The sequence below is a fragment of the Streptomyces sp. Rer75 genome (genome assembly GCF_013414305.1).
GTDB classification, from domain to species: domain Bacteria; phylum Actinomycetota; class Actinomycetes; order Streptomycetales; family Streptomycetaceae; genus Streptomyces; species Streptomyces himastatinicus.
In genome coordinates, this window is sequence record NZ_CP058693.1 from 9511535 (window position 1) to 9536286 (window position 24752).

General features: G+C 71.2%; 21 protein-coding genes. 9 read left to right on the forward strand and 12 right to left on the reverse strand.

Annotated elements, in window-relative coordinates:
- Positions 1–6: 6 nt before the first annotated feature.
- A complete protein-coding gene (locus HYQ63_RS40370) occupies positions 7–1353 on the reverse strand; it encodes a 6-phospho-beta-glucosidase (RefSeq protein WP_179938912.1) in 1347 nt (448 codons plus the stop codon).
- A complete protein-coding gene (locus tag HYQ63_RS40375; RefSeq protein ID WP_179941036.1) occupies positions 1350–2099 on the reverse strand; it encodes a DeoR/GlpR family DNA-binding transcription regulator in 750 nt (249 codons plus the stop codon). The genes HYQ63_RS40370 and HYQ63_RS40375 overlap by 4 nt, the downstream gene beginning before the upstream one ends.
- Positions 2100–2226: 127 nt before the next feature.
- Between HYQ63_RS40375 and HYQ63_RS40380 the strand changes: the two genes are divergently transcribed.
- From HYQ63_RS40380 to HYQ63_RS40395, 4 genes are read left to right on the forward strand one after another with little or no spacing between them, the layout of a single operon-like run.
- A complete protein-coding gene (locus HYQ63_RS40380) occupies positions 2227–3510 on the forward strand; it encodes an ABC transporter substrate-binding protein (protein ID WP_179938914.1) in 1284 nt (427 codons plus the stop codon).
- Positions 3507–4478: a carbohydrate ABC transporter permease gene (locus HYQ63_RS40385; RefSeq protein ID WP_179938916.1), complete on the forward strand. Its 972-nt coding sequence runs from the start codon at positions 3507–3509 to the stop codon at positions 4476–4478. The genes HYQ63_RS40380 and HYQ63_RS40385 overlap by 4 nt, the downstream gene beginning before the upstream one ends.
- An 18-nt stretch (positions 4479–4496) precedes the next feature.
- The gene (locus HYQ63_RS40390) at positions 4497–5324 is read left to right on the forward strand and encodes a carbohydrate ABC transporter permease (RefSeq protein WP_257232477.1); all 828 of its coding nucleotides are present in this window, start codon (positions 4497–4499) and stop codon (positions 5322–5324) included.
- On the forward strand, positions 5324–8287 hold the full coding sequence (locus tag HYQ63_RS40395; RefSeq protein ID WP_179938920.1) for a glycoside hydrolase family 2 TIM barrel-domain containing protein: 2964 nt from the start codon (positions 5324–5326) through the stop codon (positions 8285–8287). Before HYQ63_RS40390 ends, HYQ63_RS40395 begins: the two co-directional genes overlap by 1 nt.
- Before the next feature lie 8 nt (positions 8288–8295).
- Here the strand turns inward: HYQ63_RS40395 and HYQ63_RS40400 are convergent, their stop codons facing one another.
- Genes HYQ63_RS40400 through HYQ63_RS40415 form a run of 4 tightly spaced genes read right to left on the reverse strand, consistent with a single transcriptional unit; the run spans position 8296 to position 12478 of the window.
- Positions 8296–9123, reverse strand: a complete 828-nt coding sequence (locus HYQ63_RS40400) for a carbohydrate ABC transporter permease (RefSeq protein WP_179938922.1) — start codon at positions 9121–9123, stop codon at positions 8296–8298.
- On the reverse strand, positions 9120–10109 hold the full coding sequence (locus HYQ63_RS40405) for a carbohydrate ABC transporter permease (protein ID WP_179938924.1): 990 nt from the start codon (positions 10107–10109) through the stop codon (positions 9120–9122). Before HYQ63_RS40405 ends, HYQ63_RS40400 begins: the two co-directional genes overlap by 4 nt.
- 11 nt (positions 10110–10120) lie before the next feature.
- A complete protein-coding gene (locus HYQ63_RS40410; RefSeq protein WP_179938926.1) occupies positions 10121–11401 on the reverse strand; it encodes a sugar ABC transporter substrate-binding protein in 1281 nt (426 codons plus the stop codon).
- 24 nt (positions 11402–11425) lie between these two features.
- Positions 11426–12478, reverse strand: a complete 1053-nt coding sequence (locus HYQ63_RS40415) for a LacI family DNA-binding transcriptional regulator (protein WP_179938928.1) — start codon at positions 12476–12478, stop codon at positions 11426–11428.
- A gap of 191 nt (positions 12479–12669) precedes the next feature.
- On the opposite strand from HYQ63_RS40415, the gene HYQ63_RS40420 reads away from it, so the two are divergent.
- Positions 12670–13371, forward strand: a complete 702-nt coding sequence (locus HYQ63_RS40420; protein WP_179938930.1) for a pentapeptide repeat-containing protein — start codon at positions 12670–12672, stop codon at positions 13369–13371.
- On the forward strand, positions 13371–14627 hold the full coding sequence (locus HYQ63_RS40425; protein WP_179941038.1) for an MFS transporter: 1257 nt from the start codon (positions 13371–13373) through the stop codon (positions 14625–14627). Before HYQ63_RS40420 ends, HYQ63_RS40425 begins: the two co-directional genes overlap by 1 nt.
- A 24-nt stretch (positions 14628–14651) precedes the next feature.
- Here the strand turns inward: HYQ63_RS40425 and HYQ63_RS40430 are convergent, their stop codons facing one another.
- Together HYQ63_RS40430 and HYQ63_RS40435 are read right to left on the reverse strand one after the other, a co-directional pair.
- On the reverse strand, positions 14652–15413 hold the full coding sequence (locus HYQ63_RS40430; RefSeq protein ID WP_179941040.1) for a metalloregulator ArsR/SmtB family transcription factor: 762 nt from the start codon (positions 15411–15413) through the stop codon (positions 14652–14654).
- Between the two features lie 84 nt (positions 15414–15497).
- The gene (locus tag HYQ63_RS40435; RefSeq protein ID WP_179938932.1) at positions 15498–16004 is read right to left on the reverse strand and encodes a DUF664 domain-containing protein; all 507 of its coding nucleotides are present in this window, start codon (positions 16002–16004) and stop codon (positions 15498–15500) included.
- A gap of 67 nt (positions 16005–16071) precedes the next feature.
- On the opposite strand from HYQ63_RS40435, the gene HYQ63_RS40440 reads away from it, so the two are divergent.
- The gene (locus HYQ63_RS40440; protein WP_179938934.1) at positions 16072–16842 is read left to right on the forward strand and encodes a hypothetical protein; all 771 of its coding nucleotides are present in this window, start codon (positions 16072–16074) and stop codon (positions 16840–16842) included.
- A 25-nt stretch (positions 16843–16867) separates the two neighbouring features.
- On the opposite strand, the gene HYQ63_RS40445 is transcribed toward HYQ63_RS40440, so the two are convergent.
- On the reverse strand, positions 16868–17677 hold the full coding sequence (locus HYQ63_RS40445; RefSeq protein WP_179938936.1) for a maleylpyruvate isomerase family mycothiol-dependent enzyme: 810 nt from the start codon (positions 17675–17677) through the stop codon (positions 16868–16870).
- Positions 17678–17766: 89 nt separating this feature from the next.
- Positions 17767–18648, reverse strand: coding sequence for an alpha/beta fold hydrolase (locus HYQ63_RS40450; protein ID WP_179938938.1), 882 nt, complete (start codon positions 18646–18648; stop codon positions 17767–17769).
- A gap of 127 nt (positions 18649–18775) precedes the next feature.
- On the opposite strand from HYQ63_RS40450, the gene HYQ63_RS40455 reads away from it, so the two are divergent.
- Positions 18776–19714 carry a LysR family transcriptional regulator gene (locus HYQ63_RS40455; RefSeq protein ID WP_179938940.1) on the forward strand — a complete coding sequence of 313 codons (939 nt, stop codon included), beginning with the start codon at positions 18776–18778 and terminating at the stop codon, positions 19712–19714.
- A gap of 72 nt (positions 19715–19786) precedes the next feature.
- On the opposite strand, the gene HYQ63_RS40460 is transcribed toward HYQ63_RS40455, so the two are convergent.
- Both HYQ63_RS40460 and HYQ63_RS40465 read right to left on the reverse strand, forming a co-directional pair.
- A complete protein-coding gene (locus HYQ63_RS40460) occupies positions 19787–22486 on the reverse strand; it encodes a carbohydrate-binding protein (protein ID WP_179938942.1) in 2700 nt (899 codons plus the stop codon).
- 207 nt (positions 22487–22693) lie between these two features.
- Positions 22694–23437 (reverse strand): IclR family transcriptional regulator, encoded by a 744-nt coding sequence (locus HYQ63_RS40465; RefSeq protein WP_179938944.1) that lies wholly within the window; start codon positions 23435–23437, stop codon positions 22694–22696.
- A 159-nt stretch (positions 23438–23596) separates the two neighbouring features.
- On the opposite strand from HYQ63_RS40465, the gene solA reads away from it, so the two are divergent.
- Positions 23597–24730 (forward strand): N-methyl-L-tryptophan oxidase, encoded by a 1134-nt coding sequence (gene solA / locus HYQ63_RS40470; protein WP_179938946.1) that lies wholly within the window; start codon positions 23597–23599, stop codon positions 24728–24730.
- Positions 24731–24752: the final 22 nt, after the last annotated feature.

Consider the following 24752-nt stretch of genomic DNA (forward strand, 5'->3'; position numbering starts at 1 on the left):
CGGTTCCTACTTCCGGTTCAGATACGCGAGGCCGGGGTGCCCGCTCGCGTAGCCGTCGACGAGACGGCGGGCGACGGTCACCGAGTCCACGAGCGGATGGAGCGCGAACGCCTTGGCCGCGGTGGCGCGCGAACCGCTCTCGGCGGCGGCCATGACCTCGCGTTCGACGGCCTTGACGGCACACACCAGGCCGGTGGCGTGGTGGGGGAGGGGAGCGACGGACACGGGGCGGGCACCGCATCCGTCGACCAGGCAGGGCACCTCGATGACCGCGTCCGTGTCCAGGACGCCCAGGGTGGCGCCGTTGCGCACGTTGAGGATCAGCGTGGCGCGCTCGTCGCGGGCGATGGCGCGCATCAGGGCGAGCGCCACCTGCTCGTAGCCGCCGGACTCCCGGTCGTGGGTGTCGCGCTCACCGGCGCCCGCCGCCTCCCGGTTCTCGGACATGTAGGTGGCCTCGCGCTCGGCGCGGGTGTGGTCCCAGGTGGCCAGCGGCGGGGCGGCGGGGTCGCGCATCGCCTCGTAGAACACCGCCTGCTGGTCGCGGAGGAACGCCCCGCGGGTCTGCTTGGCCTCCTGGCAGGCGCGCACCGCCTCGCGGTTGAAGTAGTAGTAGTGCAGGTATTCGTTGGGGATCGCGCCGAGCGCGCGCAGCCACTCGCCGCCGAACAGCCTGCCCTCCTCGAACGAGCCGAGGGCGGTGTCGTCGGCCAGCAGCCGCGGCAGCTCGTCGCGCCCGTCGATCCGCAGGGCCCGCAGCCAGCCGAGGTGGTTGAGCCCGACGTAGTCGATCCACACCCGGTCCGGATCGGCGCCGAGGACGCGGGCGACGCGCCGGCCCAGCCCCACTGGGGTGTCGCAGATGCCCATGACCCGGTCGCCGAGGTGGCGGGACATGGCCTCGGTGACGAGCCCGGCCGGGTTGGTGAAGTTGATGACCCAGGCGTCGGGCGCGAGCCGGGCGATGCGCCGCGCGATCTCCGTGGCGACGGGCACGGTGCGCAGCCCGTACGCGATGCCCCCGGCGCCGACCGTCTCCTGACCGAGAACGCCCTCGTCCAGGGCGATCCGCTCATCGGTCGCCCGGCCCTCCAGGCCGCCGACGCGGATCGCGGAGAAGACGAACGCGGCGCCGCGCAGCGCCTCGTCCAGATCGGTGGTGACGGTCAGGGCGGGGGCGTCGGGTATGCCGTCGGCCTGCTCGCCGAGCACCCGGGCGACGGCCGCGAGCCGGGCGGGGTCCAAGTCGTGCAGGGTGACCTCGGTGACGCGGCCCTCCGCGTGATCGCCGAGCAGCGCCCCGTACACCAGCGGCACCCGGAATCCGCCGCCGCCGAGGATCGTGAGTTTCATATCCGCACCACTTCCACTCCGGCCTCCTCGAACGCGGCGCAGGCCGGCAGGGTCGAGGGGGCATTGGTCACCACGGCGTCGAGGTCGCCGGGGTCGCACACCTTGGCCATCCCGGTGCCCGGGAACTTGGCCGCGTCGGCGAGGAGCACCACCCGGTCACAGGCCGCGATCATGGCCCGCTTGACCGGGACCTCGACGACCGTGGTGTCCATGACCTGACCGCCGGGGCGGACGCCGCTGGTGCCCAGGAAGAGCCAGTCGGCGTGCAGCTGGCGCAGGTTGTCCTCGGTGAGGAAGCCGACCAGCGAGCGGTACTCGCGCCGGAGCACCCCGCCGAGCAGCACCAGCTCGATGGCGGTGTCCTCGGCCAGCTCCTCGTAGACCACCAGATTGCTGGTGATCACGGTCAGTCTGCGGCCGTGCAGCTGCCGGGCGAGGCGATAGGCGGTGGTGCCGATGTCCAGCAGCACGGTCTGCCCGTCCTCGACCAGCTCGGCGGCCCGGACCGCTATGGCGTCCTTGTCCGCCACCCGCACCTCGGCGACCTCGGCGAAGGGCTGGTCGCCGCCCTCCACGACCGCGCCGCCGTGCACCCGGGTGAGCAGCCCCTCCTCCTCCAGCTTCAGCAGATCGCGGCGGATGGTCGCGGCGCTCACGTTCAGCTGGGCGGAGAGGTCCGCCACGGCGGCCGGTCCACCGGAACGCAGCGCTCGCAAGATCATCTGATGTCGTCGCTCAGCCAGCACGCCGTGCACAGTACTCGTCATTCTCAATCATTTCTATGCTTGCTTCTGCTCAACTATTGCTCTTTCTGATTGAGGAGCGCACGATTCCGTGCCATACCTTGCACACATTTGAAGGGCGGTGGGAGCGGTGCACCTCTCCCGGAGAGGGCTGCTGCGCGCTGGGCTGGCCACCACGGCGGCCGCGACGCTCGGTGGCACCACGGCGGGCTGCTCGGTACCGAGCGGTTCCACGGGCCGCGACATGACCCTCTGGTACTGGACCGGCGGGCTCAGCGACAAGGTCGTCGCCGATGCCAGGAGGCGCTTCACGGGCGTCTCGCTGAAGCCGGCCCAGATCGGCGGCTACTTCAAGTCCAAGCTGCTGACCACGATGGCCGGCCGCTCGTACGTCCCCGACATCACCGGCCTCAAGGGCGAGGACATGGCCTCGTACCTCCCGAACGCCGGACAGTTCGTCGATCTGCGCACCCTCGGCGCGGAGAAGCTCAAGGACCGGTACCTGCCCTGGAAGTGGGCCGAGGGCTGCACCCCCGACGGCCGCATGGTCGGCTTCCCCATCGACACCGGCCCGGTCGCCCACTACTACATGCCCGCCGTGTTCGATCGGGCCGGACTGCCCACGGACCCCGCCGACGTCGCCAGGGAGATGAACACCTGGGACGCCTACCTCGCGGCGGGCGAGCGGCTGAAGCGGAAGGTCCGGGGCGCCTATCTGCTCATCGACGCGCTCACGGTCTACCAGTACATGCTCGCGCAGAGCACCAAGCGGTACGTCGACGAGGAGGGGCACTTCATCGGCGACCACGAGCATGTGCGCCGCGCCTGGGCCACCGCGATCGAGGCGTACCGGCGCGGGCTGTGCTCGAAGTACCAGTCCGGTACGCCGGACTCCAACGCGGCGATCGAGAAGGGCCTGTTGCCCAGCCAGCTCGGGGCCTCCTGGGCGGCCGGGGATCTCAAGCTGACCGTGCCGAAGACCAGCGGCAAGTGGCGGGTGGCCGCCATGCCCGGTGGCGCCGCCAACAACGGCGGCTCCTTCCTCGCCATCACCAAGTACTGCCGGGAACCCGAGCAGGCCTATCAGATCATCACGTGGCTGGTGAACCCCGCCAACCAGGCCCGCGGTTTCACGGACGCCACCCTCTTCCCGTCCACCCCCGCCTCGTACCGGCAGAAGGCGATGCGCGCGCCGGACCCGTTCTTCGGCGGCCAAGTCACCATCGACGTCTTCGGCCCGGCGGCCGAGAAGGTCCCGGTCGCCTACCACAGCCCCTATGACTACACCCTGGACCAGGTCCTCTCCGACCAACTGCGCGCGGTGAACGCGCTCGACAAGAACCCCGACCGGGCATGGAAGGACGCCATGAGCAAGTGCCGACGCATAGCGGAGCACATGGGGGTGCTGATATGACCGCCGTGCCCGGCCTCGGTGCCCCGCCCGCCGCCCGGAGCGGCACGAAGGCCGCCCACGCGCGCCACAAGCCCCGCTCCATCCTCGGATACTGGCGGCTCTACCTCGCGCTCTCCCCGTTCTACCTGCTCTTCCTCGGCTTCGGCCTCATCCCGGTGGGCTACTCCCTCTATCTCTCGTTCCACCGCTGGGACGGTCTGGGGCCGATGGAGTACGCCGGGCTGTCGCAGTACCGCTATCTGCTCGGCGACGCCCAGTTCTGGCACTCCCTCACCAACACCCTGACCATCTGGGCCATGGCCACCCTGCCGATGCTCTTCATCGCGCTGGTCACCGCGGTGATGCTCAACTCGGCGGTCCGCTTCAAGCAGTTCTACCGCGTCGCCTACTTCCTGCCGAACGTCACCTCCGTCGTCGCCGTCGCGATCATCTTCTCCTCGGTGTTCTCCACCAACTTCGGCCTGGCCAACGCCGTGTTGCAGGGCCTCGGACTGGACCAGGTGGCCTGGCTGAACTCCGCGTGGGGCATCAAGGTCGCCATCGCCGTGCTGATGACCTGGCAGTGGACCGGCTACAACGCGCTGATCTTCCTCGCCGGGCTCCAGACCATCCCAGGCGAGCTGTACGAGGCCGCCCGCGTGGACGGCGCGGGACCGGTGCAGACCTTCTTCCGCATCACCGTGCCGATGATGCGGCCGATCATCCTCTTCGCCCTCATCGTCTCGACCGTGACCGGGCTACAGAGCTTCACCGAACCCCAGGTGCTGCTCTCCAACACCAACAACACCTCGACCTTCGCGGGCGGCCCCGGCAACTCCGGCCAGACGATGGTCCTCTACTTCTTCCAGCAGAGCTTCGACAACAACGACTTCGGCTACGGCGCCGCGATCGCCTGGGCCATCTTCCTCGTCGTCGCGCTCTTCTCGATCATCAACTGGCGCCTGGTGCAGCGCAAGGACAACGCGTAGGAGACCGTCGTGAAAGGCATGAAGGGCACACGCGCCCGAGGGCTGACCCTCCACCTCTCGCTCATCGCCGGAGTGCTGGTCTCGCTCTTCCCCTTCTACTGGACCATCGTCATGTCGACCCGCACGTCGACCGAGATCTTCTCCTTCCCGCCGAAGCTGCTGCCCGGCTCGCACTTCCTGGAGAACGTCCACCACCTCTTCCAGAACATCGCCTTCTTCGGCTCGATGGCCAACACCCTGATCGTCGCGGTCTCCGTGACCTTCCTGGTGCTCTTCTTCGACTCGCTCGCGGCCTTCGTCTTCGCCAAGTACGAATTCCCCGGCCGCAGGCTGCTGTTCGTCCTGATGATGGGCATCTTCATGGTGCCCGCCCAGCTCCAGGCCATCCCGCAGTTCGTCATCATGGCGAAGCTGGGCTGGATCGGCTCCCTCACCGCCCTGGTCGTCCCGGCCGCGGCCAACGCGTTCGGCATCTTCTGGATGCGCCAGTACATGAAGGGCGCCATCCACGACGAGCTGATGGACTCCTCCCGGCTCGACGGCTGCGGCTTCCTGCGGCAGTACTGGCACGTGGCGCTGCCCGTGGTCCGGCCGGGCCTCGCCTTCCTCGGCATCTTCACCTTCATGGGCCAGTGGAACGACTACGCCTGGCCGCTGATCGCGCTGATCAACCCCGACCACGTGACGCTCCAGGTCGCGCTGTCCCAGCTCAACAGCGTCCACGGCACCACCGACTACGGCATGGTGATGGCCGGGGCCCTGCTCGCGCTGCTCCCCCTGCTCGTGGTGTTCTTCATCGGCGCCCGGCAGATCATGGCGGACCTCGGCAAGGGCGCGATCCGCTGATGTCCGTACGCCCCTCCCCGTGGGGAGAGCTGCGGCCGTGGGAGTCCCCCGAGCTGACCTCCTGGCGCCGACTGCCGATGCACGCGGTCGACCGCAGGCCGGGCAGCCTCTCCCTGGACGGCCCGTGGCGCTTCCAGCTGCTGCCCACCCCCACCGCTCCGCCCCGCGACACCTGGACGAGGCTGGAGGTCCCCGGCCCCTGGACGACGCAGGACACCGGCGACATCCCGCGGTACACCAACTGGCGGATGCCGTGGCCGGAGTACCCACCGCACCCGCCCGCCGACAACCCCACCGGAGTGCACGAGCGGGAGTTCCACATCCCGGCCGCATGGGCGGGCCGCCGCATCGTCCTCCAAGTGGGCGCCGCGGAGAGCGTGCTGCTCGCCGAGGTGGGCGGCCGCCCGGTGGGCATCGGCAAGGACTCCCACCTCGCGAGCGAGTTCGACATCAGCCACGCGGTACGCCCCGGGGCGACCGACACCCTGCGGCTGACGGTGGTGAAGTGGTCCGACGCCTCGCACATCGAGGACCAGGACCAGTGGTGGCACGGCGGCATCACCCGGCCGGTCCTCGTGTACGCCACCGATCCGCTGCACCTGGCCGATGTGAGGGTCACCGCCCCGGCGGACGGGCGGCTGCGGGTCGACGTCCAGGTGCGCTCGGCGGACGGCGCGCTGCCCGCCGGATGGCGGGTCTCGGCACACCTCGACGGGGTCGGGGAGCTGGCCGTGGACGGGGAGTACGCGGCCCGCCGCGCCGAGGAGGGGCGGGTGTCGGACTTCCTCGGCGAGGCACGGCTGCGGGCGGCCGTGCCCGGGGTCCGCACCTGGTCCGCCGAGACGCCCGAGCTGTACGGGCTCACCGTACGGCTGCACCGCCCCGACGGGTCGACCGCCGACACCTCGCACCACCGCGTGGGGTTCCGCACCGTCGCGATCGTGGGTCGGGGCCTGCTGGTCAACGGCGAGCGGGTGTTCATCCGGGGCGTCAACCGGCACGATTTCCACCCGCTCACCGGGCGTACGGTCACACCCGCGGAGATGCGCGCCGACCTGGAGACCATCAAGCGCTACGGCTTCAACGCCGTCCGCACCTCGCACTACCCCAACGATCCCGCGCTCCTCGACCTCGCCGATGAACTCGGTCTCTACCTGGTGGACGAGGCGGACATCGAAAGCCATGACCACGCCCATGAGATCGCCGACGATCCGCGCTACCTGGCCGCCTTCACCGACCGGGTCGCGCGCATGGTGCTCCGGGACAAGAACCACCCGAGCGTCATCATCTGGTCGCTGGGCAACGAGAGCGACTACGGCGCCAACCACGACGCGGCCGCCGGGTGGCTGCGCCGCTACGACCCGACCCGCCCGCTCCAGTACGAGGGAGCGGCCAAGACCGGCTGGGCCTCGACGGATGTCGCGAGCGACATCCTCTGCCCGATGTACGCCTCGCTGGACGAGATCACCGCGCACGCCACCTCCGGCGAGCAGACCAAACCGCTCATCCTGTGCGAGTACTCGCACGCCATGGGCAACAGCAACGGCACCCTCGCCGACCACTGGGCCGCCATCGAGGCCACCCCGGGCCTCCAGGGCGGGTTCATCTGGGAGTTCTGGGACCACGGCCTGCTCCAGCGCACCACCGGGCGGACCGCGGGCCGCCCGGCGGGCCGCGGCGGCGAGGGCGCGTACGCCCACGGGGTGGCCGCCGAGGGCTACCGCTGGGCGTACGGCGGCGACTTCGGCGACACCCCGAACGACGGCGCGTTCTGCGCGGACGGGCTGGTCTTCCCCGACCGCACCCCGAAACCCGCCCTGTACGAACACCGCGAACTCGCCGCGCCCCTGCGGCTGTCGCGCGCCCCGGACGGCTCGGTGCGCCTCACCAACGCGCAGCACTTCCGCGACCTGTCCTGGCTGACCGCCGAGTGGCTGCTGTCCCTGGAGGACGCGGGCGCCCGCACCGCCCCGGCGGCACTGCCCTCCGCGCTCCCGCCCGGGGCGTCGGTGCGCCTCGCCCTGCCACCCGAGCTGGTGGACCGGCTGCCCGCGGACGGCGGCGAGGCATGGCTCACGCTGCGGGTCACCACCCGGGGCGACGAGCCCTGGGCGCCGCGCGGCACCGAGGTGTGCACCCCGCAGATCCGGCTCCGCGAGCGGCCCGCGCTCAACGCCGTGGCCGCGTCCGGCCCGGCCGTCCCGGTCGATGCCGAGGGGCTGTTGCGCCATCCGCTGCTGACCTCCCCGCCCGTGCTCAGCCTGTGGCGCGCGCCCACCGACAACGATCTGCTGGGCGGCGCCGCCGACCACTGGCGCACCCTGGGCCTCGACCGGCTGGAACGGCAACCCCGCTCGGTCGGCCGCGACGGCGCCCGGACCCTGGTGCGCAGCGCGTATCCCACCGCCGCGGGCACCGTCGAACACCTCCAGGTCTTCACCCCGCTGCCCGACGGCGGCCTGCTGGTGGAGGAGACGGCCGACCTCCCCGAGGGGCTGACCGACGCCGCGCGCGTGGGCACGGTCTTCGAAACGGTGTGCGGTCTCGACCACATGGAGTGGTACGGCCAGGGCCCCTGGGAGACGTACCCGGACCGGTGCGCGGGCGGGCCGGTCGGACACCACAGCGTCCGGGTGGACCGGCTGTTCACCCCGTACCTCCGGCCACAGGAGAGCGGGGGACGGCACGGGGTGCGCCGCTTCTCGCTGCTGTCGGCGGACGCGGGCGGCGGGCTGGCGGTACGGCTGGACGCGCCGCGGCAGGTGTCGGTCACCCGCCACCGTGCGGCCGAGCTGGCCGCCGCCACCCACCACGACGAACTGGTGCCCCGACCGCGGTGCGTGGTGCACCTCGACGCCGCGCACCGCGGTCTGGGCACGGCGTCCTGCGGTCCGGACACCCTGCCCGGCTACCGGCTGGGGGCGGGGACGTACCGCTGGTCATGGAGCCTCCACCGGCGGTGAAAGGCCCGTCAGGATTTGACGCTTCCGGCCGTGAGCCCGCCGACGATGAACCGCTGGAGCATCGCGAAGACGCACACCACCGGCACGCTGACGATCGTGGCGGCCGCCATCAGCGGCCCCCACGCGGTGCCGGTCTGGCCGACGAACGTGTTGAGCAGCACCGTCACCGGCTGGACCTCGGGGTCGCTGTTCACCGTGATGCCGAACACGAACTCGCCCCAGCCGAGCAGGAAGGAGAAGGCGCCGACCGCGATCAGCCCCGGCCGCATCACCGGCAGCACGATCCGCCACAGCACCCCCGGGAGTCCGCAGCCGTCCACCAGTGCCGCCTCCTCGATCTCGGCGGGCATGGCGCGCACCAGCGGCCGCAGAATGATCACCGCGAAGGGCAGGGTGAGGGTGGTGTCCGCGATCACCAGGCCCAGCAGGGTGTTGTTCAGCCCGGCGTCCCGGAGCACGATGAACAGCGGGGCGGCCAGCACGATGCTCGGCAGCAGCTGCGCCACCAGCAGGGACAGCACCATCGCCGCCGAGCCGCGCATCCGGATGCGCGCCACGGCGTAGGTGAGCGGCACGGCGAGCACCAGGGTCAGCGCCACCACGCCCAGCGAGATGGCGACGCTGTTGAGCAGCGCCTGCCCGAGCATCGGCTTGTCCAGCGCCCGTGCGTAGCTCTCGCCGCTCAGCGGGGTGGGAAACCACTGCGGCGGCGAACTGAGCACCTCGTCGGGACGCTTCAGCGAGGTGGCGATCATCCAGTACAGCGGCAGCAGGAAGAAGGCGGTGATGACGCCCGCGACCAGGGTGAGCAGCCAGGGACGGCGGGGCCGGGTCATGCGGCGGCTCCTTCCTTGCGCAGCCTGCGTACGTACAGCACGGCCACCACCAGCGGTACGAGCAGCAGCAGGGTGCCCGCCGCCGCGCCCCGGCCGAGCTGGAAGAGCTTGAACGCCGACTGGTAGACGTAGAGGGGGAGGACGGTCGTGGAGTCGACGGGGCCGCCGCCGGTCAGCACGAAGACCAGGTCGAAGACCTTGAAGGTGTACACCAGGCCGAGCAGCAGCACCGCCGCCGCCACCGGCCGCATCAGCGGCAGCGTCACATGGCGCAGCCGCTGCCAGGGACCGGCGCCGTCGATGGCCGCCGCCTCGTAGAGGGTGGGGTCGATGGACTGGAGCCCGACGAGGAGCAGCAGCATGTTGAAGGGCACGCCCACCCACACGTTGGCGGCGATGACACCGGGCAGCGCGGTGTGCGGATCGGTCAGCCAGTTGTGCGCCAGCGCGTCCAGCCCGACGGTGTGCAGCAGTTCGTTGTACGCGCCCGAGTCGGCGTCCAGCATCCAGCGGAACAGGGTGCCGCTGACGATGGGCGGCAGCAGCCACGCCACCAGCATCAGCCCCCGGAACAGCCCGGCCAGCGGGAACTGCCGTACGAACAGCAGCGCCAGCGCGAAGCCGATGGTGAACTGGAAGACCAGCGAACCGGCCGTGAACAGCAGGGAGATCCGGGCGGCGTGCCAGAAGGCGCCCTCGGAGACCACCGCGTCGTAGTTGTCTGCCCCGTTGAACGCCCAGTCGCCGGTGACCAGATCACCGATCTCGACCTGGTGGACCGAGGTCCAGAGGTTGTAGACGAGCGGGAAGAGCATGGTCGCGCCGAGGAAGAGCAGCGCGGGCGCCGACATGCCGTATCCGGCCCGGGTGCGGCGCGTGGCGAGGGAGCCGCCACGGCGCCGCCCGCCGCTCGCCGCCGGGCCGCCGGTGAACACCACCGGCTCCCGGACCTTTACGTCTGTGCTGTGCGTGCTGTGGGTCGTCATCGCGATCCCCGCTACTTCGACAGCAGGGGAGTGATGGCGTCCGCCGCGTTCTTCGCGGCAGCCCCGGGGGAGGAGCTGCCGGTCAGGGTGGCCTGCAACGCCTCGGCCATCGCCTTGGACATCTGCGGATAGTGCTCGCCGTACGACCGCGGCCGGGCGTTGCCGAACTCCCGCACGAACACCTTCAGGGTGGGGTCGGTGGCCCAGTCGCCGCTGTCCGCCATGTCGCTGCGCGCGGGCAGCAGCCCCACCGACCCCAGATAGGCGGCCAGTGGCTTCTTCCGCTGGCTGTACTCGATGGCCCGCCACGCCTGGTCGGCCTTGCCGCTGGTCTTGAGGATCACCCAGTTCTCCCCGCCGAGGCAGCTCGCGGGCTCCTTGTCCACCGGGATGGGCACCACGCCCCACTTCACCTTGGACTGCTGCTTGAGGCCGGGCAGTTGCCACGGCCCGTTGATCTGCATGGCCGCGCGGCCGGAGGTGAATTGGTTGTTGACGTCCTGCTGGGTCCAGCCCACGCACTGCTTGGACAGGGCGCCCGCCTTCACCAGCTCCCCCAGATAGGAGAGCGCGGTGGCGCCGCCGGTGGCGAAGGTGTCCAGGTCGCCGCCCGCCGACCACAGGAAGGGCAGGAGCTGGAAGACCCCCTCCTCGGTCTTGATCGCGCTCATCGCCAGCCCGAAGGTGCTGCCCCGGGTCAGCTTGCGGGCCGCAGCCGACAGCTCGTCCCAGGTCTTCGGCGGCTTGACGCCCGCGCTCTCCAGCAGCTCGGTGTTGTAGTAGAGGGCCAGGCAGTTGGCGTTGTTGGGGACGGAGTAGGTCTTGCCGTCGACGACCCCGCTGCTCCACGGGCCCTTGTAGTACGCGTCGGCCTGCCCCCACTCCTTCACCCGGTCGGTGAGGTCGGTGAGCAGCCCCTGCGGGGCGAGGGAGTTCATCGAAGTGTTGTCGATGATCGCCAGGTCCGGCAGGTCGCCGGAGGCGGCCCCCTTGATGATCGCGGGCTCCAGCTCGGCGTAGGGGAAGGTCCGGCGGGTGATCTTCAGCCCGGGGACGCTCTTCTCGATGTCGGCGATCAGGGCCTTGATGCCCGGCTGACGGGCGTCCTCGACGAGGTAGTCCCACCAGACGAGGTTCTTGGACGAAGACCCGCCGCCCCCGCCGCCACAGGCGGTGAGGGGGCCGGCCAGCCCCGCGGCGAGCAGCCCGGAGCCCGATATCCGCAGGAAGGAGCGGCGGCCGAGGGGACTTCTCCCGGCGGTAGCCGGGGGCCTGTTGGCTCGGTTGGCCATGTGCGTCTCCGAGGGGTGAGTCGGTCAGTTGCGATCCGGTGCCGGTCCCGTGCTGGCACGCGGGGTGAGCGGAGGGGTGAGCAGATGCTGCCGGGGCGCCGCGGCCGGGGCGTCCAGCCGCTCCAGCAGCAGTTCCACGGCGAGTCGGCCCATCAGGTCGGAGGGCACGTCGGCGCCCGTCATCATCGGCGTGACGGCCTCCGCCCAGCGGGCCGCCGCCACGCCGGTCACCGAGAAGTCGCCGGGTACGGAACGCCCAGCGAGGCCGAGCCCCCGGTACAGGCCCACCAGCGCCGCTTCGTTGAGCGTCACGACCGCGGTGGTGCGCGGGTCCCGGTCGAGGAGCCGCGCCACCACGGACTGGCCCGAGGCGGCGTCGTCACCGCAGTGGTGGACCTCGCCGGTGAGCCCGAGTTCCGAGGTGGCCCGCAGGAAGCCGGTCCGCCCCCGGAGCGCGGGCACGTACCCGGCGTCGTACAGCTCCCGGGGCCGCCCCACCAGCGCGAGGTGGCGATGGCCGAGCCGCCCGAGATGGCGCACGCACGCGGCGGTCAGCTCCGCGAAGTCCAGATCGACCCAGGACAGCGTGGCCGTGTCCTCGGTGTGCCCCATGGACACGAAGGGGAAGCCCGAGCGGACCAGCGGCTCCACCCGCGGGTCCGGCGCCCGGATCTCCATCAGCAGCGCGCCGTCGACCCGCCGTTCGCCGACCAGCCGCCGGAAGGAGTCGTCGCCGTCGCCGTCGCTGCGCGAGAGCAGGATGTCGTGGTCGTGCGCGGCCGCGGCGTCGACCACGCTGTTGATGAAGTCCAACTGCATGTCGGTGTAGCGGCGGCTGACGGTCGGAAAGACCAGCCCGAGGGTGCGGGTGCGGCCGTGGGCCAGCGCGCGGGCGCTGGCGTTCGGCTGGAAGCCCCGGTCCTCGATGACCTGCTGGATGCGCTGCCGGGTGCGGTCGGAGATCGGCCGCTTGCCGCTGAGCGCGTAACTGACCGTGCTGCGCGACACCCCGGCGAGACGGGCGATCTCGCCGATGTTGACGGGCGGGGGCTGCTGGTCGAACCGGTTCGACACCACTGACGCATACCTCTCGGGAGATCCACGCGTTCGAAATATCGAAGGGTTGCCGGAGACCCGAACCGGCTTGCCTGAACGTAGGAGTGGCTCACACCACATGTCAACGGTCCGGAACGCAGAAGTTGAATGGCACCATCGATCTCGCACACCGCGCGCCCGGGCCGGTGGTGCGCCGGAAATGAGGTTTCGCCATGTCATCCCCGCGTCAGCTCGCCGACCTGCCGTATGCGAGCCATCTGCGCCCGTTCGACGGTCACTTGGCCGTGGACGGGGACTACGACACCGTCCACTTCGACGGCGGGGAGTTCGAGGGGGCCGAAGCCGGACAGGCCCGCTTCCTCGAATCCGCGTTCTCCGCCGTGACCTTCACCGGAGGCCGCTACCGCGGGGCCCGCTTCAACGACGTCTGGCTGGACGGGGTGCGCTGGGTCGGCTCCGACCTGGCCGACGGCGACTGGCTGGACGGCGAGCTGATCGGCTGTGTACTCGCCGGGCTGGAGATGTTCGGCACGGCGATGCACCGCGTGACCTTCCACCGCTGCAAGTTCGAATCGGTCAATCTGCGCACCGCCGAGCTGCGCGAGGTCACCTTCGCGGATTGCCTGCTGCGCGACACCGACCTCGGCGGCGCGAAGCTGACGGACGTCGCGTTCCCGGGATCGACGCTGGACGGGGTGCGATGCGGCAACGCGCGCATGACCCGGGTCGATCTGCGCGACGCCACCCGGCTGGGCATCACCGAAGGCATCGACGCGCTGCGCGGGGCCGCCATCACCGGCAGCCAACTCCTCGAACTGGCACCGCAGTTCGCCCAGTCCCTCGGCGTCACGGTGCAGGAGAGCGGGGCCGCGCTGACGCCCCGCACCGCCAAGCGGCGACGCCCGGGGGCGTGATGGAGGGCGTGACGACCAAACCCGTTCCGTTATGGGCCAACCGGGACTTCACCGTCTTCTGGTGCGGGCAGACCCTGTCCGAACTGGGCAACGCCTTCGCCCTGGTGGCGCTGCCGCTGCTGGTGCTGGACGCCACCGGGTCGGTCGCCCAGATGGGGCTGCTGACGGCGGTCGCGGGCACCGCCTCGATCGTCACCGGGCTGTTCGCGGGCATCCTGGTCGACCGGCTGCCCCGGCGACAGCTGATGATCGTGTGCGATGTGGTCCGGGTGGTGCTCGTCGCCCTCGTCCCGGTCAGCTGGGCCATGGCCGGGCCGCAGGTCTGGCTGCTGTACGTGGTGATGGCGGTCGCCGCGGTCTTCGACATGGTCTTCAAGGTCACCTACGTCGCCGCCGTACCCAATCTGGTGGACGCCGAGCGGATCATCGAGGCCAACGGGCGGCTGACCACGACGAACGCGATCGCCTTCATCGTCGGGCCGATGCTGGCGGGCGGGCTGTCCGGGCTGCTCGGGCCGACGGCGGCGATCGCGGTGAACGCGGCGAGCTTCGCCGCCTCCGCCCTCGCGCTCTCGCTGATCAGGCTCCGGGAGGCGGCGGTGGACGAGGCCACGCCGCCCGCCGCGGCCGCCGGGTGGCGAGCAGCGAAGCGGGAGTTCCTGGCCGGGTTCGTCTTCCTGTGGCGGTCACCGGTGCTGCGCTGGCTCACCGTGCTGCTCACCGGCGTCTCGCTGCTCAGCCTGGGCATGACCGACGTCTTCATCTACCAGATACGGGAGGGGCTGGACGCGGGCGACCGGACCGTCGGCGTCGTGATGGGCGTGGCGGGCGCCGGGACGGTCCTGGCCGCCGTGCTCATCCCGGTGCTGCGGCGGGCCTGGGGGTTCGGAGTGTGCTGGCTGGGCTCGTACACGCTGTGCGGGCTTGCCCTGGGGCTGCTGTCCCGGTCCACCACCGTGCTGGGGACGGCGGTGACGGTGCTGTGCTACCAGTTCGGCATGGCGCTCGCGGGCATCTCCTCGATGTCGCTGCGCCAGGCGGTGACCCCCGACCACCTGCTCGGCCGGGTCACCTCCGCCTTCTGGACGCTGCACAACTCGCTCGCCCCGCTGGGCGCCGCCGGACTCACCGCGCTGGTGGCACGGTTCGGGGTGCGCGGCCCGCTGCTCGGGTCCGCCGCCCTGTTCCTGCTCATCGTGGCGGTCGGGGTGTGCACCCCGATCCGGCAGCGCGCCCCCGGGGTGGCCGCCGGGTGACGGCCGCCCCGGGGCGTGCATCGCTCAGCGCCCCACCAGCCAGGGCTCCCGCGGCAGCGGGCTTCCGGTCTCCAGCAGGGACTTGAGGTTGGACAGCACCGCCGCCCAGCCACCGGCCGCCTCCTCGCGCTCGGCCTCGTCGGCCAGGTTCTCATGGGTCACGGTGAGCCGGACGATCTCCTCGTGCGGCTCGATCTCGAAGGTGACCCGGGACGGGCCTCCGGCGGGCTCCGCGCCGGGGGCCGCCCAGGTGGTCACCAGGCGCTCGGGCGGCACGCTCTCCACGACGGTGCCGACGACATCGGCGATGCCGCTGCCGTCCGTGCGCCGGTGCTCCCACGCCGAGCCGGGCTGCCAGTCGGACACATTGCTGTGGCCCCAGTACGCGGCCGTGAGGTCCGCGTCGGTCAGCGCGTGCCAGACCTTCTCCGGGGTGCTTTCGATGTAGATGACGTAGCTGTACGTCGGCCTCTCGGCCATGGCGTCCTCCGCTTGCCGTTTCACCGCGCCGAGCGCTCTCAGGCGGGGGCGCTCGAACTTGTCGATCCACCGTTCCTGCACCTCATGGAGGGGAACGGGGTTGAGGTAATGCAGTTTTTCCCGCCCCCGGCGCACGACGCTGACCAGGTTGGCGTCCTCCAGGACGGCCAGGTGCTGGGTCGCCGACTGCCGCGTCATCGCCAGGCGCTCGCACAGTTCTCCGAGTGTCTGACCGCCCCGCTCGTGCAGGCGGTCCAGCAGATACCGCCGGGTCTGGTCGGCCAGTGCCTTGAAGACCTTGTCCATCTCCGAACTCACGCCTCACGTTATGCAGGCAAACACCTGCATGTCAACGGCGGCGAAACCGGGCCACGTGGTCCGCCGGACCGCTCAGCGCCTGCCGAGCGTGCCGCGGATGAACGCCGCCTGTCCCACGTGCTGCATGTCGTCCTCGATGACGCTGATCAGCCGCACCCCGAGGGTCACCGGCGGGGTCCACGCCTCGTCCACGACGCGGTCCAGATCGGCGTTGCGCAGCCCGCGCACGTAATCCACCGTCCGCTCGTACACGGCGTCGTGGTACCCGACCAGCACATCGCCCGGCGCCCGGACCTTGGCCACGTCCCTGCTGCGGTGGCCGTAGCCGGTGGCCTCCGGGGAGAACGGCAGCCCGAACCGCTCGTACCAGCCGTCGGTGGTCCAGGTCTGTTCGGTACCGGCTGCGTCGGCGATGTGGTCGTCCTGGACGCGGGTCAGATGCCACACCAGCCAGGCGAGGGAATTCGCGCCGCTGTCCAGGCGCACGGCCAAGTCGTCCGTGGTGAGCCCCCCGACCGCCTCGTGCACGGCGTCCCGCACCCGGCCGAAGGCGTCGGCCAGCAGATCCGCGCTCTTCATGCGTGGCTCCCTCGGTCGTCGTCCCGTCCGTTCATGGTGACATCCGCACACCTTTTATGCTCGGTGTGTGACATCAACAGGGAACCAGGCACTCGCCGACATACTCGACCGACAGGCCGCCCGGACCGAAGGGGAACAACTGCTCAACGCCATCGTGGACTTCGGGGTGTATGTGCCCGTGGACGCGAACGGCTCGGTGATGTTCGTCGGCATGGAGGGCAGCGGCCCGAGCCTGCCCGGATACACCAGCGAAGAGTGCTGCCGGGAGCGGCTTCCGCAGGCCGCCGGGGCGGTGCACTGCGATGCGGCGCGGCTGCTGGACATCGAGCAGCAGACCAAGGTGGCGACCCTGTCGGTGTTCTCCCCCGGGGGCTATGCCGGGGTTCCCATGGAGCTGCTGCACCAGATCCTCCAGCAGCGCGGCCAGCGGCTCCCCGAGGACCGCACGCTCACCCTCAGGTGGTCCACGCATCCGCGCGCGGTGGCCCTTCGCGACGCCCTGCGCGACCGGCTGCTGGACTTCCCCGGTGTCCACGCGGTGTGGATCGGGCACGCCCGGTGGCACGAGACCGGTGTGGAGCAGCTGATGGTGCACATGGCCGTCGGCGCGGAGGCGCCCGAGGGCAGCGCGGACCGGCTGATGAAGTCGCTGCTCGCGCAGCTGCCCGCGTCCGGCGACGCCGACGACGCGGACCTGGCCATCGCCCTGCGGGTGCTGGATCCGGTGGCGGAGGCGGACGCGATCAGCCAGCTCGACGCCATGGGGCTCGACACCGTGCGCGTCGACCAGAGCACGCGACGCGTCGAGGTCATCTCCCAGGAGTACGACCGGGGGTAACCGGGGGTGGGGGACACCCGCGTGGTCACACCGGCGGGACGAGGGTGAAGTAGCGGTCGGCCATCGCCGGGTCGCCCCGCACCCCGTCCAGCCGGTCGGCCGGGATCCGCTGCCAGAGGAAGAGCATCAGGTCCGAGGCGGTTCCGGTCAGTTCGAGGTCGCACGGCCCGGCGGCGTCCCCGTCGAGCAGGGAGAGCCGTACCTCATCGCCCTCGAAGGACACCGTCCACACGCCCGGGCCGTCCGTCTGCCGCAGCCGGAACCGCTCGCCCGCGCCCGGGGGCGCCTCCTTCCAGACGCGCCGGGCCGGGGCCATGACCTCGAACGTCTGGGCGACGGCGTCCGCCGCGAGGGCGGTCTCGACGGGCCCGGGCGTCCCGAGCGCGCTCTCGGCGTCCCAGCGGTGCAGCGCCGCCTCGATGGTCTGCATCCGCCACCAGAACCCGGCGGTCTGCTCCCGCGACCAGGTCCACACCCACTGCCCCGGATCGCCGTTCCGGATGTGCGCCTCCAGCGCCCGGGCCCCGTCGGCGAACCAGTCGACGAGGCCCGGCGGCACCGGTCCGGTGTGCGGTCCGCCCTCCGGCGTGGGCCAGTTCGCGCGGTCCTCGGGGAGGGCGAAGAGCGCCACGTCCGTGACATCCGGCGGCTCGGTCAGCCCCTCCTCCACGATCCGGGCGACGAAGCGGTGCACACCACCCAGATGCAGCACCAGATCGGCCATCGACCAGCCCGGACACGACGGTACGAGCGGCGCCGTACCCCCGTCGGCAGCCCGGCGGGCGGCGGCCTCGAACGCCATGATCTCCCGGTGGAAAGCGGTGGCGAAGTCCATGCGATCACTGTGCCATCGCCGACCGCTCCCGGACACCGGCGGAAACGAGCCGTTCGGCGCGCCGGGCGCGCGGGTGGCGTCAGCCCCGGTCAGCCCCGCCCCGCCAGGAAGGGCAGCACCACGGCGGCCACCTCGTCCGGCACCTCCTCGGCGAGGTCGTGCCCGGCGTCGAAGACATGACCGGTGACGTCGTGGGCCATGAGCCGCATCTGGGCCTCGTTCCGGTCGCCGATGAACGCCGAGCCGCCGAGCGCCAGCACCGGGATGTCCAGCTTCTTCCGCGCCGCCTGCCGGTTCTGTTCGGCGTCCACGAGCATGGCGCGGTAGATGGAGAGCATCGCGCGGATGCCGCCGGGCATGGAGTAGCAGCGCACGTATTCCTCGATCGCGTCGGGAGTGGCGGTGTCGGGGTGGCTGCGCTCGTACTTGATCATGTAGGTGATCAGTTCGCGTTCGTGTCCGGTGATCAGCATCTCGGGCACGTCCGGCTGGAAGTAGAAGCCCAGATGCCACAGGTGCATTCCGCGGGAGACGTTCTCCTCGGTGAGCGCGGTGTGCTCCTCGAAGCCGAATCCGGGGAACAGCGCCTCGGCGAACACCAGGGCGTTGACGTGATCGCGGTGCCGGGCGGCCAGCTGATAGCCGATCACCGCTCCCCAGTCCTCGCCCAGCACGCTGTAGGACTCGTGCCCGAGGTGTGCCATGAGTGCGGCGATGTCGTCGGCCATCGTCGCGGAGTCGTAGCCGCCCGCGGGGCGGGCGGAGTCGCCGAGACCCCGCATGTCGGGGACGACGACGGTGCGCTGCGGCGTCAGCTTCGGGACGAGGTGGCGCCAGTGGTAGCCGGTCTTGGGCACACCGTGCAGCAGCACCACCGCCGGACCGGACCCGCCCATCCGATAGTGCAGGCTCGTTCCGTTGACGGTGGCGCGGTTGGTGCGGACGGAGTCTCCGTGATGGTCGAAAATCATCGCTGAACACCCTCTCTGGCCAGGAGTGGCCTATCGCTCAGGGCGACAGTCCACCGCGGCGCCAGGGCGTCATCCACGGCCATATCTCATGACCGGCCTGTCGATATCGCCTCGATATCATTGCCCCGTGGAAGCACGACATCTGCGGTACGCCCTGGCCCTGGCCGACCACCGCCACTTCGGGCGTGCGGCCGCCTCCCTCGGGATCGCCCAGCCCCCGCTGTCCCAGCAGATCGCCGCGCTGGAGCGGGAGTTGGGCGCCCGGCTGTTCGACCGCACGGCGCGCGGGGTGTTCCCGACGGCCGCGGGCGAGGCGTTTCTCGCCAGGGCGCGCCGGGCCCTGGCCGAGATGTCGGCCGCCGTGTCCGACACGGGCCGGGCCGCCCGGGGCGAGACCGGCAGGCTGCGGCTCGGCTTCATCGGCTCGTCGCTGCTGGAACTGCTGCCGTCGCTGCTCGGCCGGTTCATCCGCGAACGGCCCGACGTGCGCCTGGGGCTGCATGAGATGTCGACCTGCCAGTCGGCGACCGCCCTGCTCGACGGGGAGCTGGACATCAGCATCGGGCGTGGCGCGCCCCGGGGCGCCGGTGCCGAGGACCTGGTGTCGGTCTCGGTCGGCCGGGACCATCTGGTCGCGGTCGTCGGGGCCGCGCATCCGCTGGCCGGGCAGCCGAAGGTGGGCGTCGAGCAGCTCAGGGGGCAGCATCTGATCGTGGCGCCCGAGGACGAGGAACCGGTGGTCGCCGGCTGGCTCGACGCGCTGCTGGGCGACGGGGCCGGGGCGGCGGCCGTGCCGGGCGGCGGGGTCACCGACGCCCGCGATGTGCACACCATCATCGGACTGGCCTCGTGCGGGGTCGGGGTGGGGCTCGGCCCGGCCTGTCTGCGGGTGGCGGCGCGGCCGGGCACCTGGGTGTGCGAGGTGAGTCCGCGCGTGGAACTGCCGGATCTGGTGATGTCCTTCCGCGCCCAGGACCGCTCTCCCGTCCTGGCGGCCTTCCTGGACACGGCCCGGGAACTGTGCCCCGGGGTGAACGAGCGGCTGGAGCGCCTCGGCCGCCGTTGACGGTCGGGGCGCCCCGGCCGCCGTTGACGGTCGAGGCGCCCCGGTCGCGATGAGCGCGGTGGGCCCCGGGCCTCAGTCGCGCAGCGTCAGCCAGTCCACCGCGGCCACCTTCCGCGCACCCGTCGCGACGAGGTACACGTCATGCGTGCCCGTCACCGCGCGCGCGAGCCGCACCGACCGCTCCTGCCACTGGTCCGTGCCGCCCGTGTCCCGCACCGGCAGCGTCGCCACCACGCGGCCCTCGGGGTCGTCCAGCCGCAGTTGCAGCGCACAGCCGCCGCCGCAGCCCGCCGACGCCATCCGCACCGTCAGCCGGTCGGGGGCGTCCGCCCCGAACGACACCTGGCGGAAGCCGACCAGGCCGCCGGAGCCCAGCACGCCGGTCGCCGCGTCGCCGCGCTCGCCACCGCGCACCACCGGGGCTCGCTCGGCCTGCAACGTACCGGCCGCGTCCGGCCCGTCCGCGTACAGCCGGACCTCGTTCACCGCCCACGGGACGTCACCGGCCGCGGTCAGCTCGATCCGCACGTACCGCGCCGTGCGCTGCCCGAAGACCGCGTCCTGGGTGAAGGAGCGGCCTGCGACGCGGGCGACGGGGGCGCCCCAGTCCCGGCCGTCACGGCTGACGGACACCGTGAAGCCGTAAGGGTGGCCCGTGGCGTCCAGCCCGGCGTCGACCGCCAGCCGGGAGAAGGTCTTCGCCGCGCCCAGGTCGAGGGTCAGCGACTGACCGGCGGCCTGGTGGGTGTCCGCCTTCCACTGGGTGGTCTGCACCCCGTCGACGGCGGCCGAGGCGTCACCGCCCCCGGAGAACGTGGCCTTCCACCCGTCGTTGCGCACCCGCGACTCGCACCCGGCCAGGTTGCACCCGGTCGACCAGATCGGCGCCCCGTACTCGTACGCGCCCTGGTCGGGTCCGTCGCCCCGCACCCCGGTGGTCACGCCGTCGACCGTCTCGCCCGCGTCGATGGCGGGGGACCCGGCCCGTGGCCACAGTTCGCCGTTACGGGCGTCGGTGTAGCGGGGATCGGTGGGTGGCAGCAGGTTGTTGCGCACCACGGGGGCCGGGTCGCCCGGTCCGGAGATCTCCATCGGGGCGAGCGCCACGTCGTTGCTGACGTACGTACCGGTGGCGTCCGTCGCACCGCTCAGCCGCACGGCGGTGGAAACCCCCGCCCCGTACGTCGAGTTGTGGTCGCGGTTGCCGAGGCTGACCCCGCTGTGGCCGTTGAAGAAGGTGCCGCGGGTGCCGGTGTTGTACGCCACGTTGTGGTGCAGCAGGAACCGGCTCGAGGAGTTGTCGATGTAGTAGCCGACCTGGCCGTCCGCGTCATGGACGGTGTTGTGGTCGACGCTCGTACCGGTCGCGTCCAGGTTGCAGCAGACGTAGAAGGGGCTGCCGTCGCGGGAGGTGCGCATCGCCTCGGAGAGGTCGTTGTAGGCGATGCGGTTGTCCTTGAAGGGCACCCCGTTGAGCTGCCAGGCGGTGTCGATGCTCGCCCGTCCGGTGCGCCGGACGGTGTTGTGGGTGACGGTCTGCCCGCTGCCGTTGATCTCGATGCCGGGGGTGTAGCTGCCCATCCACCCCACGTCGTGGATGTAGTTGTTGGTGATGGTGTTGCCACTGCCGCGCAGCAGCACACCGGTCCCCGCGGAGTGGCCGATGTCGCTGTCCCGCAGCGTGTTGCCGGTGCCGAGGATCTGGACGCCGGAGTCGAGCACCCGGGAGGCGACGATGTGGCCCTCGCCCGGCGGGATGGCCAGCTCGTCGTCCCGTGGCATGGGCAGGGTGGAGAACTCGGAGATGTAGCGGGCCCGCAGCCCCTCCACCAGCACACCGGTGCTCTTCTCGCCGGTGCGCAGCGAGGTGCCCCACACGCCGAGCCCGCGGACGGTGACATGGGAGCTGTTCGAGAGGTCCAGGCCCCACTTCTCGTATTTCGCGGTCACCGTGTGGCCCGCCATTCCGCCCTTGGGCGGGACCAGATAGAGCCGCTTCTCGCCCGTGTCGTAATACCACTCACCGGGCTGGTCGAGGGTGGCTTTCGCACCCACCAGGTAATAGTTGCGGTAGTTCTGGTCGCCCATGCACAGTGGGGTGCAGCGGTAATTGCCGCCCTTGAAATCGAGGGCGCCGTCCGAGGTGGCGGTCACGGTGCCGGTCTGCTGGCTCCACGGGTTGGACCCGGCCCACAGGTGGACGGTGGCGCCGGTGAGGTCACCGTTCGGCAGGTCGGGGTCGTCGATGTGCTGGTCGGTGGAGGTGCGCTCGGCGACCGCCCAGGACGGATTGAGCGGATCGGGGCCGGAGTCGGGCCAGCGGCCCTCCATGGCGCGGCCGCCGTCGAGGAACAGCGCGTTCTCGTCGCGGGCGAGCGGAAGGTCGACATCGGCGGCGACCAGACCACCGCCCGCGTCCTTCCAGCCGGACACGGTCCGCGTCCCGTCGACGGTGACCGGCCCGTCCCCGTACGCCGCGAGGGTGACCGGGGCGCCCGCGCGGCCCGAGGGCGGGGCGACCCGCTCGCGGTAGGTCCCGCGGTGGATCAGACAGGTGTCCCCGGGCCGGACCAGATCGGTGCAGCGTCCGATGGTGCGCAGGGGATGGCGCGCGCTGCCGCTGTCCCGGTCGGAGCCCGAGGTGGCGACGTGGTACGTACGCCCCTGCTGCTCCTGCCCTCCCTGCGCCGTCGCGGTGCCCGGCAGTGCCGCGGTGAGGACGGCCATGGCCGCGACGGCGGCCATGGATATGCGCCTGAGCGTGGATCTCATCTACCGCCTCCAGTGTTCAGGGTCGACCGAAACCTAGGAGAAACATCGGATGAGGTCAACGGAAGGAGGCGGATTCTCGGGCAGGCTTACGGTAATTCCGCTCGACAGATCCGATGTCTCTCTCGCAGAATCGACTTATTGACAAAGAGGTATTCGCTCGCCGAGCATGCCCCGGATATCTGCTGACATCACAGGCATCGGTGATATTCACTCGAAGCGACGGGCGCTGATCTCCGCCGCGGTGTCGGCCACCAGCCGCCCCCACCGGTCCACCTCGTGCGGGTCGTAGCGGGAGTCGGGCATGGAGATGGCGACGGTCGCCACCGGGGTTCCGTTCCCCGCGACGATCGGCGCGGCGATGGCGCAGACGTCGGGCAGGTACTGGTTGCGATTGACGGCGTAGCCGTCCCGCCGGACCCGCTCGAGTTCCTCGCGCAGCTCCTGCGGATCGGTGATGGTGGCGTCGCCGTAGCGGTCCAGTCCGTCCGCGATGACCTCGTCGACCTCGTCGGCGGGGAGGAGGGCGAGGACCGCGTGGCCGGTGGCCGTGGCGTGCATCGGCGAGGTGTCGCCGACCTGGTGATAGGTGCGCACCGCCTGGGTGCAGTCGACCCGGTCCACCATGACCATGCAGCGCAGTCCGTCCGGGACGGACAGATGGATGGTCTCGTCGACCGCGTCGCGCAGCCGGCACATCGGCTCGCGCGCCGCCGCGAACAGGCTCGACCCCTGGTGGGCGGCCGGGCGGACCGCGAGCACCCGGGCGCCGACCTCCCAGCGCGTGGTGTCGCCCCGGCTGGCGCGCAGCCAGCCCGCCTCGTTGAGCGTCACCAGGGTGCGCTGCACCGTCGACTTGGGCAGTCCGAAGATCTTCGTCAGCTCGCCGACGGTCACCGGCTGGTGCTGGGCGACCGCTTCGAGGATGCGAAGGCTGCGGATCACGCTCTTCATTTCCATCAGGTTTCCGCCATTAAGTTCTGGACTTTTCGCTGTGCGATCCCTTGACCGGCCTCTGGGGCGCTGCGACATTGATGCTGCAATCTAGCACGGCATGCCACATTGTGGAACAGCCGTCCGGGACACCTCTTCACTCCACCCCAGGAGGCATCCGTGGCCACGAGGAAGCGCGTAGCGGTCATCGGCACCGGGACCATGGGCAGTCAGGCCATGTGGCGGCTGGCCTCCCGGGGCGCGGAGGTGACCGGCTACGACCGGTACGCCCCCGGCCACGACCGGAGCGCGGCGGGCGGCGAGACCCGGATCTTCCGCAGCGCCCACTTCGAGGACTCCCGCTACGTACCGCTGCTGCGCCACGCCGACGCGCTGTGGAAGGAGCTCCAGCGGGAGACCGGCCGCGAGCTGCGCCGCCTCACCGGATGTCTGCTCATGGGCCGCACCGGCCACCAGCAGATGAGCACGGTCCTGGAGTCCATCGCCGAACACGGCCTCGACCACGAGGTCTTGGACGCGGACGCGCTCGCCAAGCGCTTCCCCCAGTTCCGCATCGAGGACGGCGACGCCGCCGTACTGGACCGCAACGCGGGGTTTCTGCGCCCGGAGCTGAGCGTGCACACCGCGGCCGCCCGCGCCGAGCGGCTGGGCGCCCGGCTGCACCGCTACACACCGGTGCGGGAGGTGACCCCCGCAGGGGGCGGCGTGGCCGTGCGCACCGACCAGGGCACCGAGACGTACGACTCCGTCGTGGTCACCGTCGGCCCCTGGGTCAACGAACTCCTCCCGGACCTGGAGTGGGAGGTGGACATCCGGCGGCTGATCAACGCCTGGTTCGTGCCCACCACCCACGACTGGCACGGCGCCGAGGCGCCCGCCTTCATCCGCACCGCGCCCACCCACTGCTACGGGCTGCCCTCACCCGACGGCATCTCGGTCAAGCTCGGCCTGTCCCGTGCCCTGCACCGCGCGGTGCCCGACCCGGAGCGGCTGGACCGCACCGTGGAGCCCGAGGAACTCGCGGTCTTCACCGAGCTGACCCGCCGCTACATGCCCGATCTGCACCCCGACCCGGTGCGGCTCTCGGTCTTCATGGAGGGCTACACCGAGAGCAGCCGCCCGCTGGTCGGCCCGTTGCCCGGATGCGAGGACATCGTGCTGCTGGCCGGATTCTCCGGGCACGGCTTCAAGCTCTCGCCCGCCATGGGCGACATCGCGGCCGACCTCGCGCTGGACGGCGACACGCTCCAGCCCATCGACTTCCTGTCCACCCGCGGCCGCACCGCGGCCTGAACCCGCACTTCACACGGCCCGA

Bases quoted from the DNA above. Each gene is read 5' to 3' on its own strand.
- HYQ63_RS40385 (WP_179938916.1), top strand. From the start codon at position 3,507: ATGACCGCCGTGCCCGGCCTCGGTGCCCCGCCCGCCGCCCGGAGCGGC.
- HYQ63_RS40435 (WP_179938932.1), bottom strand. From the start codon at position 16,004: ATGAAGAGCGCGGATCTGCTGGCCGACGCCTTCGGCCGGGTGCGGGAC.
- HYQ63_RS40420 (WP_179938930.1), top strand. From the start codon at position 12,670: ATGTCATCCCCGCGTCAGCTCGCCGACCTGCCGTATGCGAGCCATCTG.
- HYQ63_RS40445 (WP_179938936.1), bottom strand. From the start codon at position 17,677: ATGGACTTCGCCACCGCTTTCCACCGGGAGATCATGGCGTTCGAGGCC.
- HYQ63_RS40465 (WP_179938944.1), bottom strand. From the start codon at position 23,437: ATGAAGAGCGTGATCCGCAGCCTTCGCATCCTCGAAGCGGTCGCCCAG.
- HYQ63_RS40400 (WP_179938922.1), bottom strand. From the start codon at position 9,123: ATGACCCGGCCCCGCCGTCCCTGGCTGCTCACCCTGGTCGCGGGCGTC.
- HYQ63_RS40370 (WP_179938912.1), bottom strand. From the start codon at position 1,353: ATGAAACTCACGATCCTCGGCGGCGGCGGATTCCGGGTGCCGCTGGTG.
- HYQ63_RS40430 (WP_179941040.1), bottom strand. From the start codon at position 15,413: ATGGACAAGGTCTTCAAGGCACTGGCCGACCAGACCCGGCGGTATCTG.
- HYQ63_RS40450 (WP_179938938.1), bottom strand. From the start codon at position 18,648: ATGATTTTCGACCATCACGGAGACTCCGTCCGCACCAACCGCGCCACC.
- HYQ63_RS40410 (WP_179938926.1), bottom strand. From the start codon at position 11,401: ATGGCCAACCGAGCCAACAGGCCCCCGGCTACCGCCGGGAGAAGTCCC.
- HYQ63_RS40425 (WP_179941038.1), top strand. From the start codon at position 13,371: ATGGAGGGCGTGACGACCAAACCCGTTCCGTTATGGGCCAACCGGGAC.
- HYQ63_RS40460 (WP_179938942.1), bottom strand. From the start codon at position 22,486: ATGAGATCCACGCTCAGGCGCATATCCATGGCCGCCGTCGCGGCCATG.
- HYQ63_RS40395 (WP_179938920.1), top strand. From the start codon at position 5,324: ATGTCCGTACGCCCCTCCCCGTGGGGAGAGCTGCGGCCGTGGGAGTCC.
- HYQ63_RS40390 (WP_257232477.1), top strand. From the start codon at position 4,497: ATGAAGGGCACACGCGCCCGAGGGCTGACCCTCCACCTCTCGCTCATC.
- HYQ63_RS40405 (WP_179938924.1), bottom strand. From the start codon at position 10,109: ATGACGACCCACAGCACGCACAGCACAGACGTAAAGGTCCGGGAGCCG.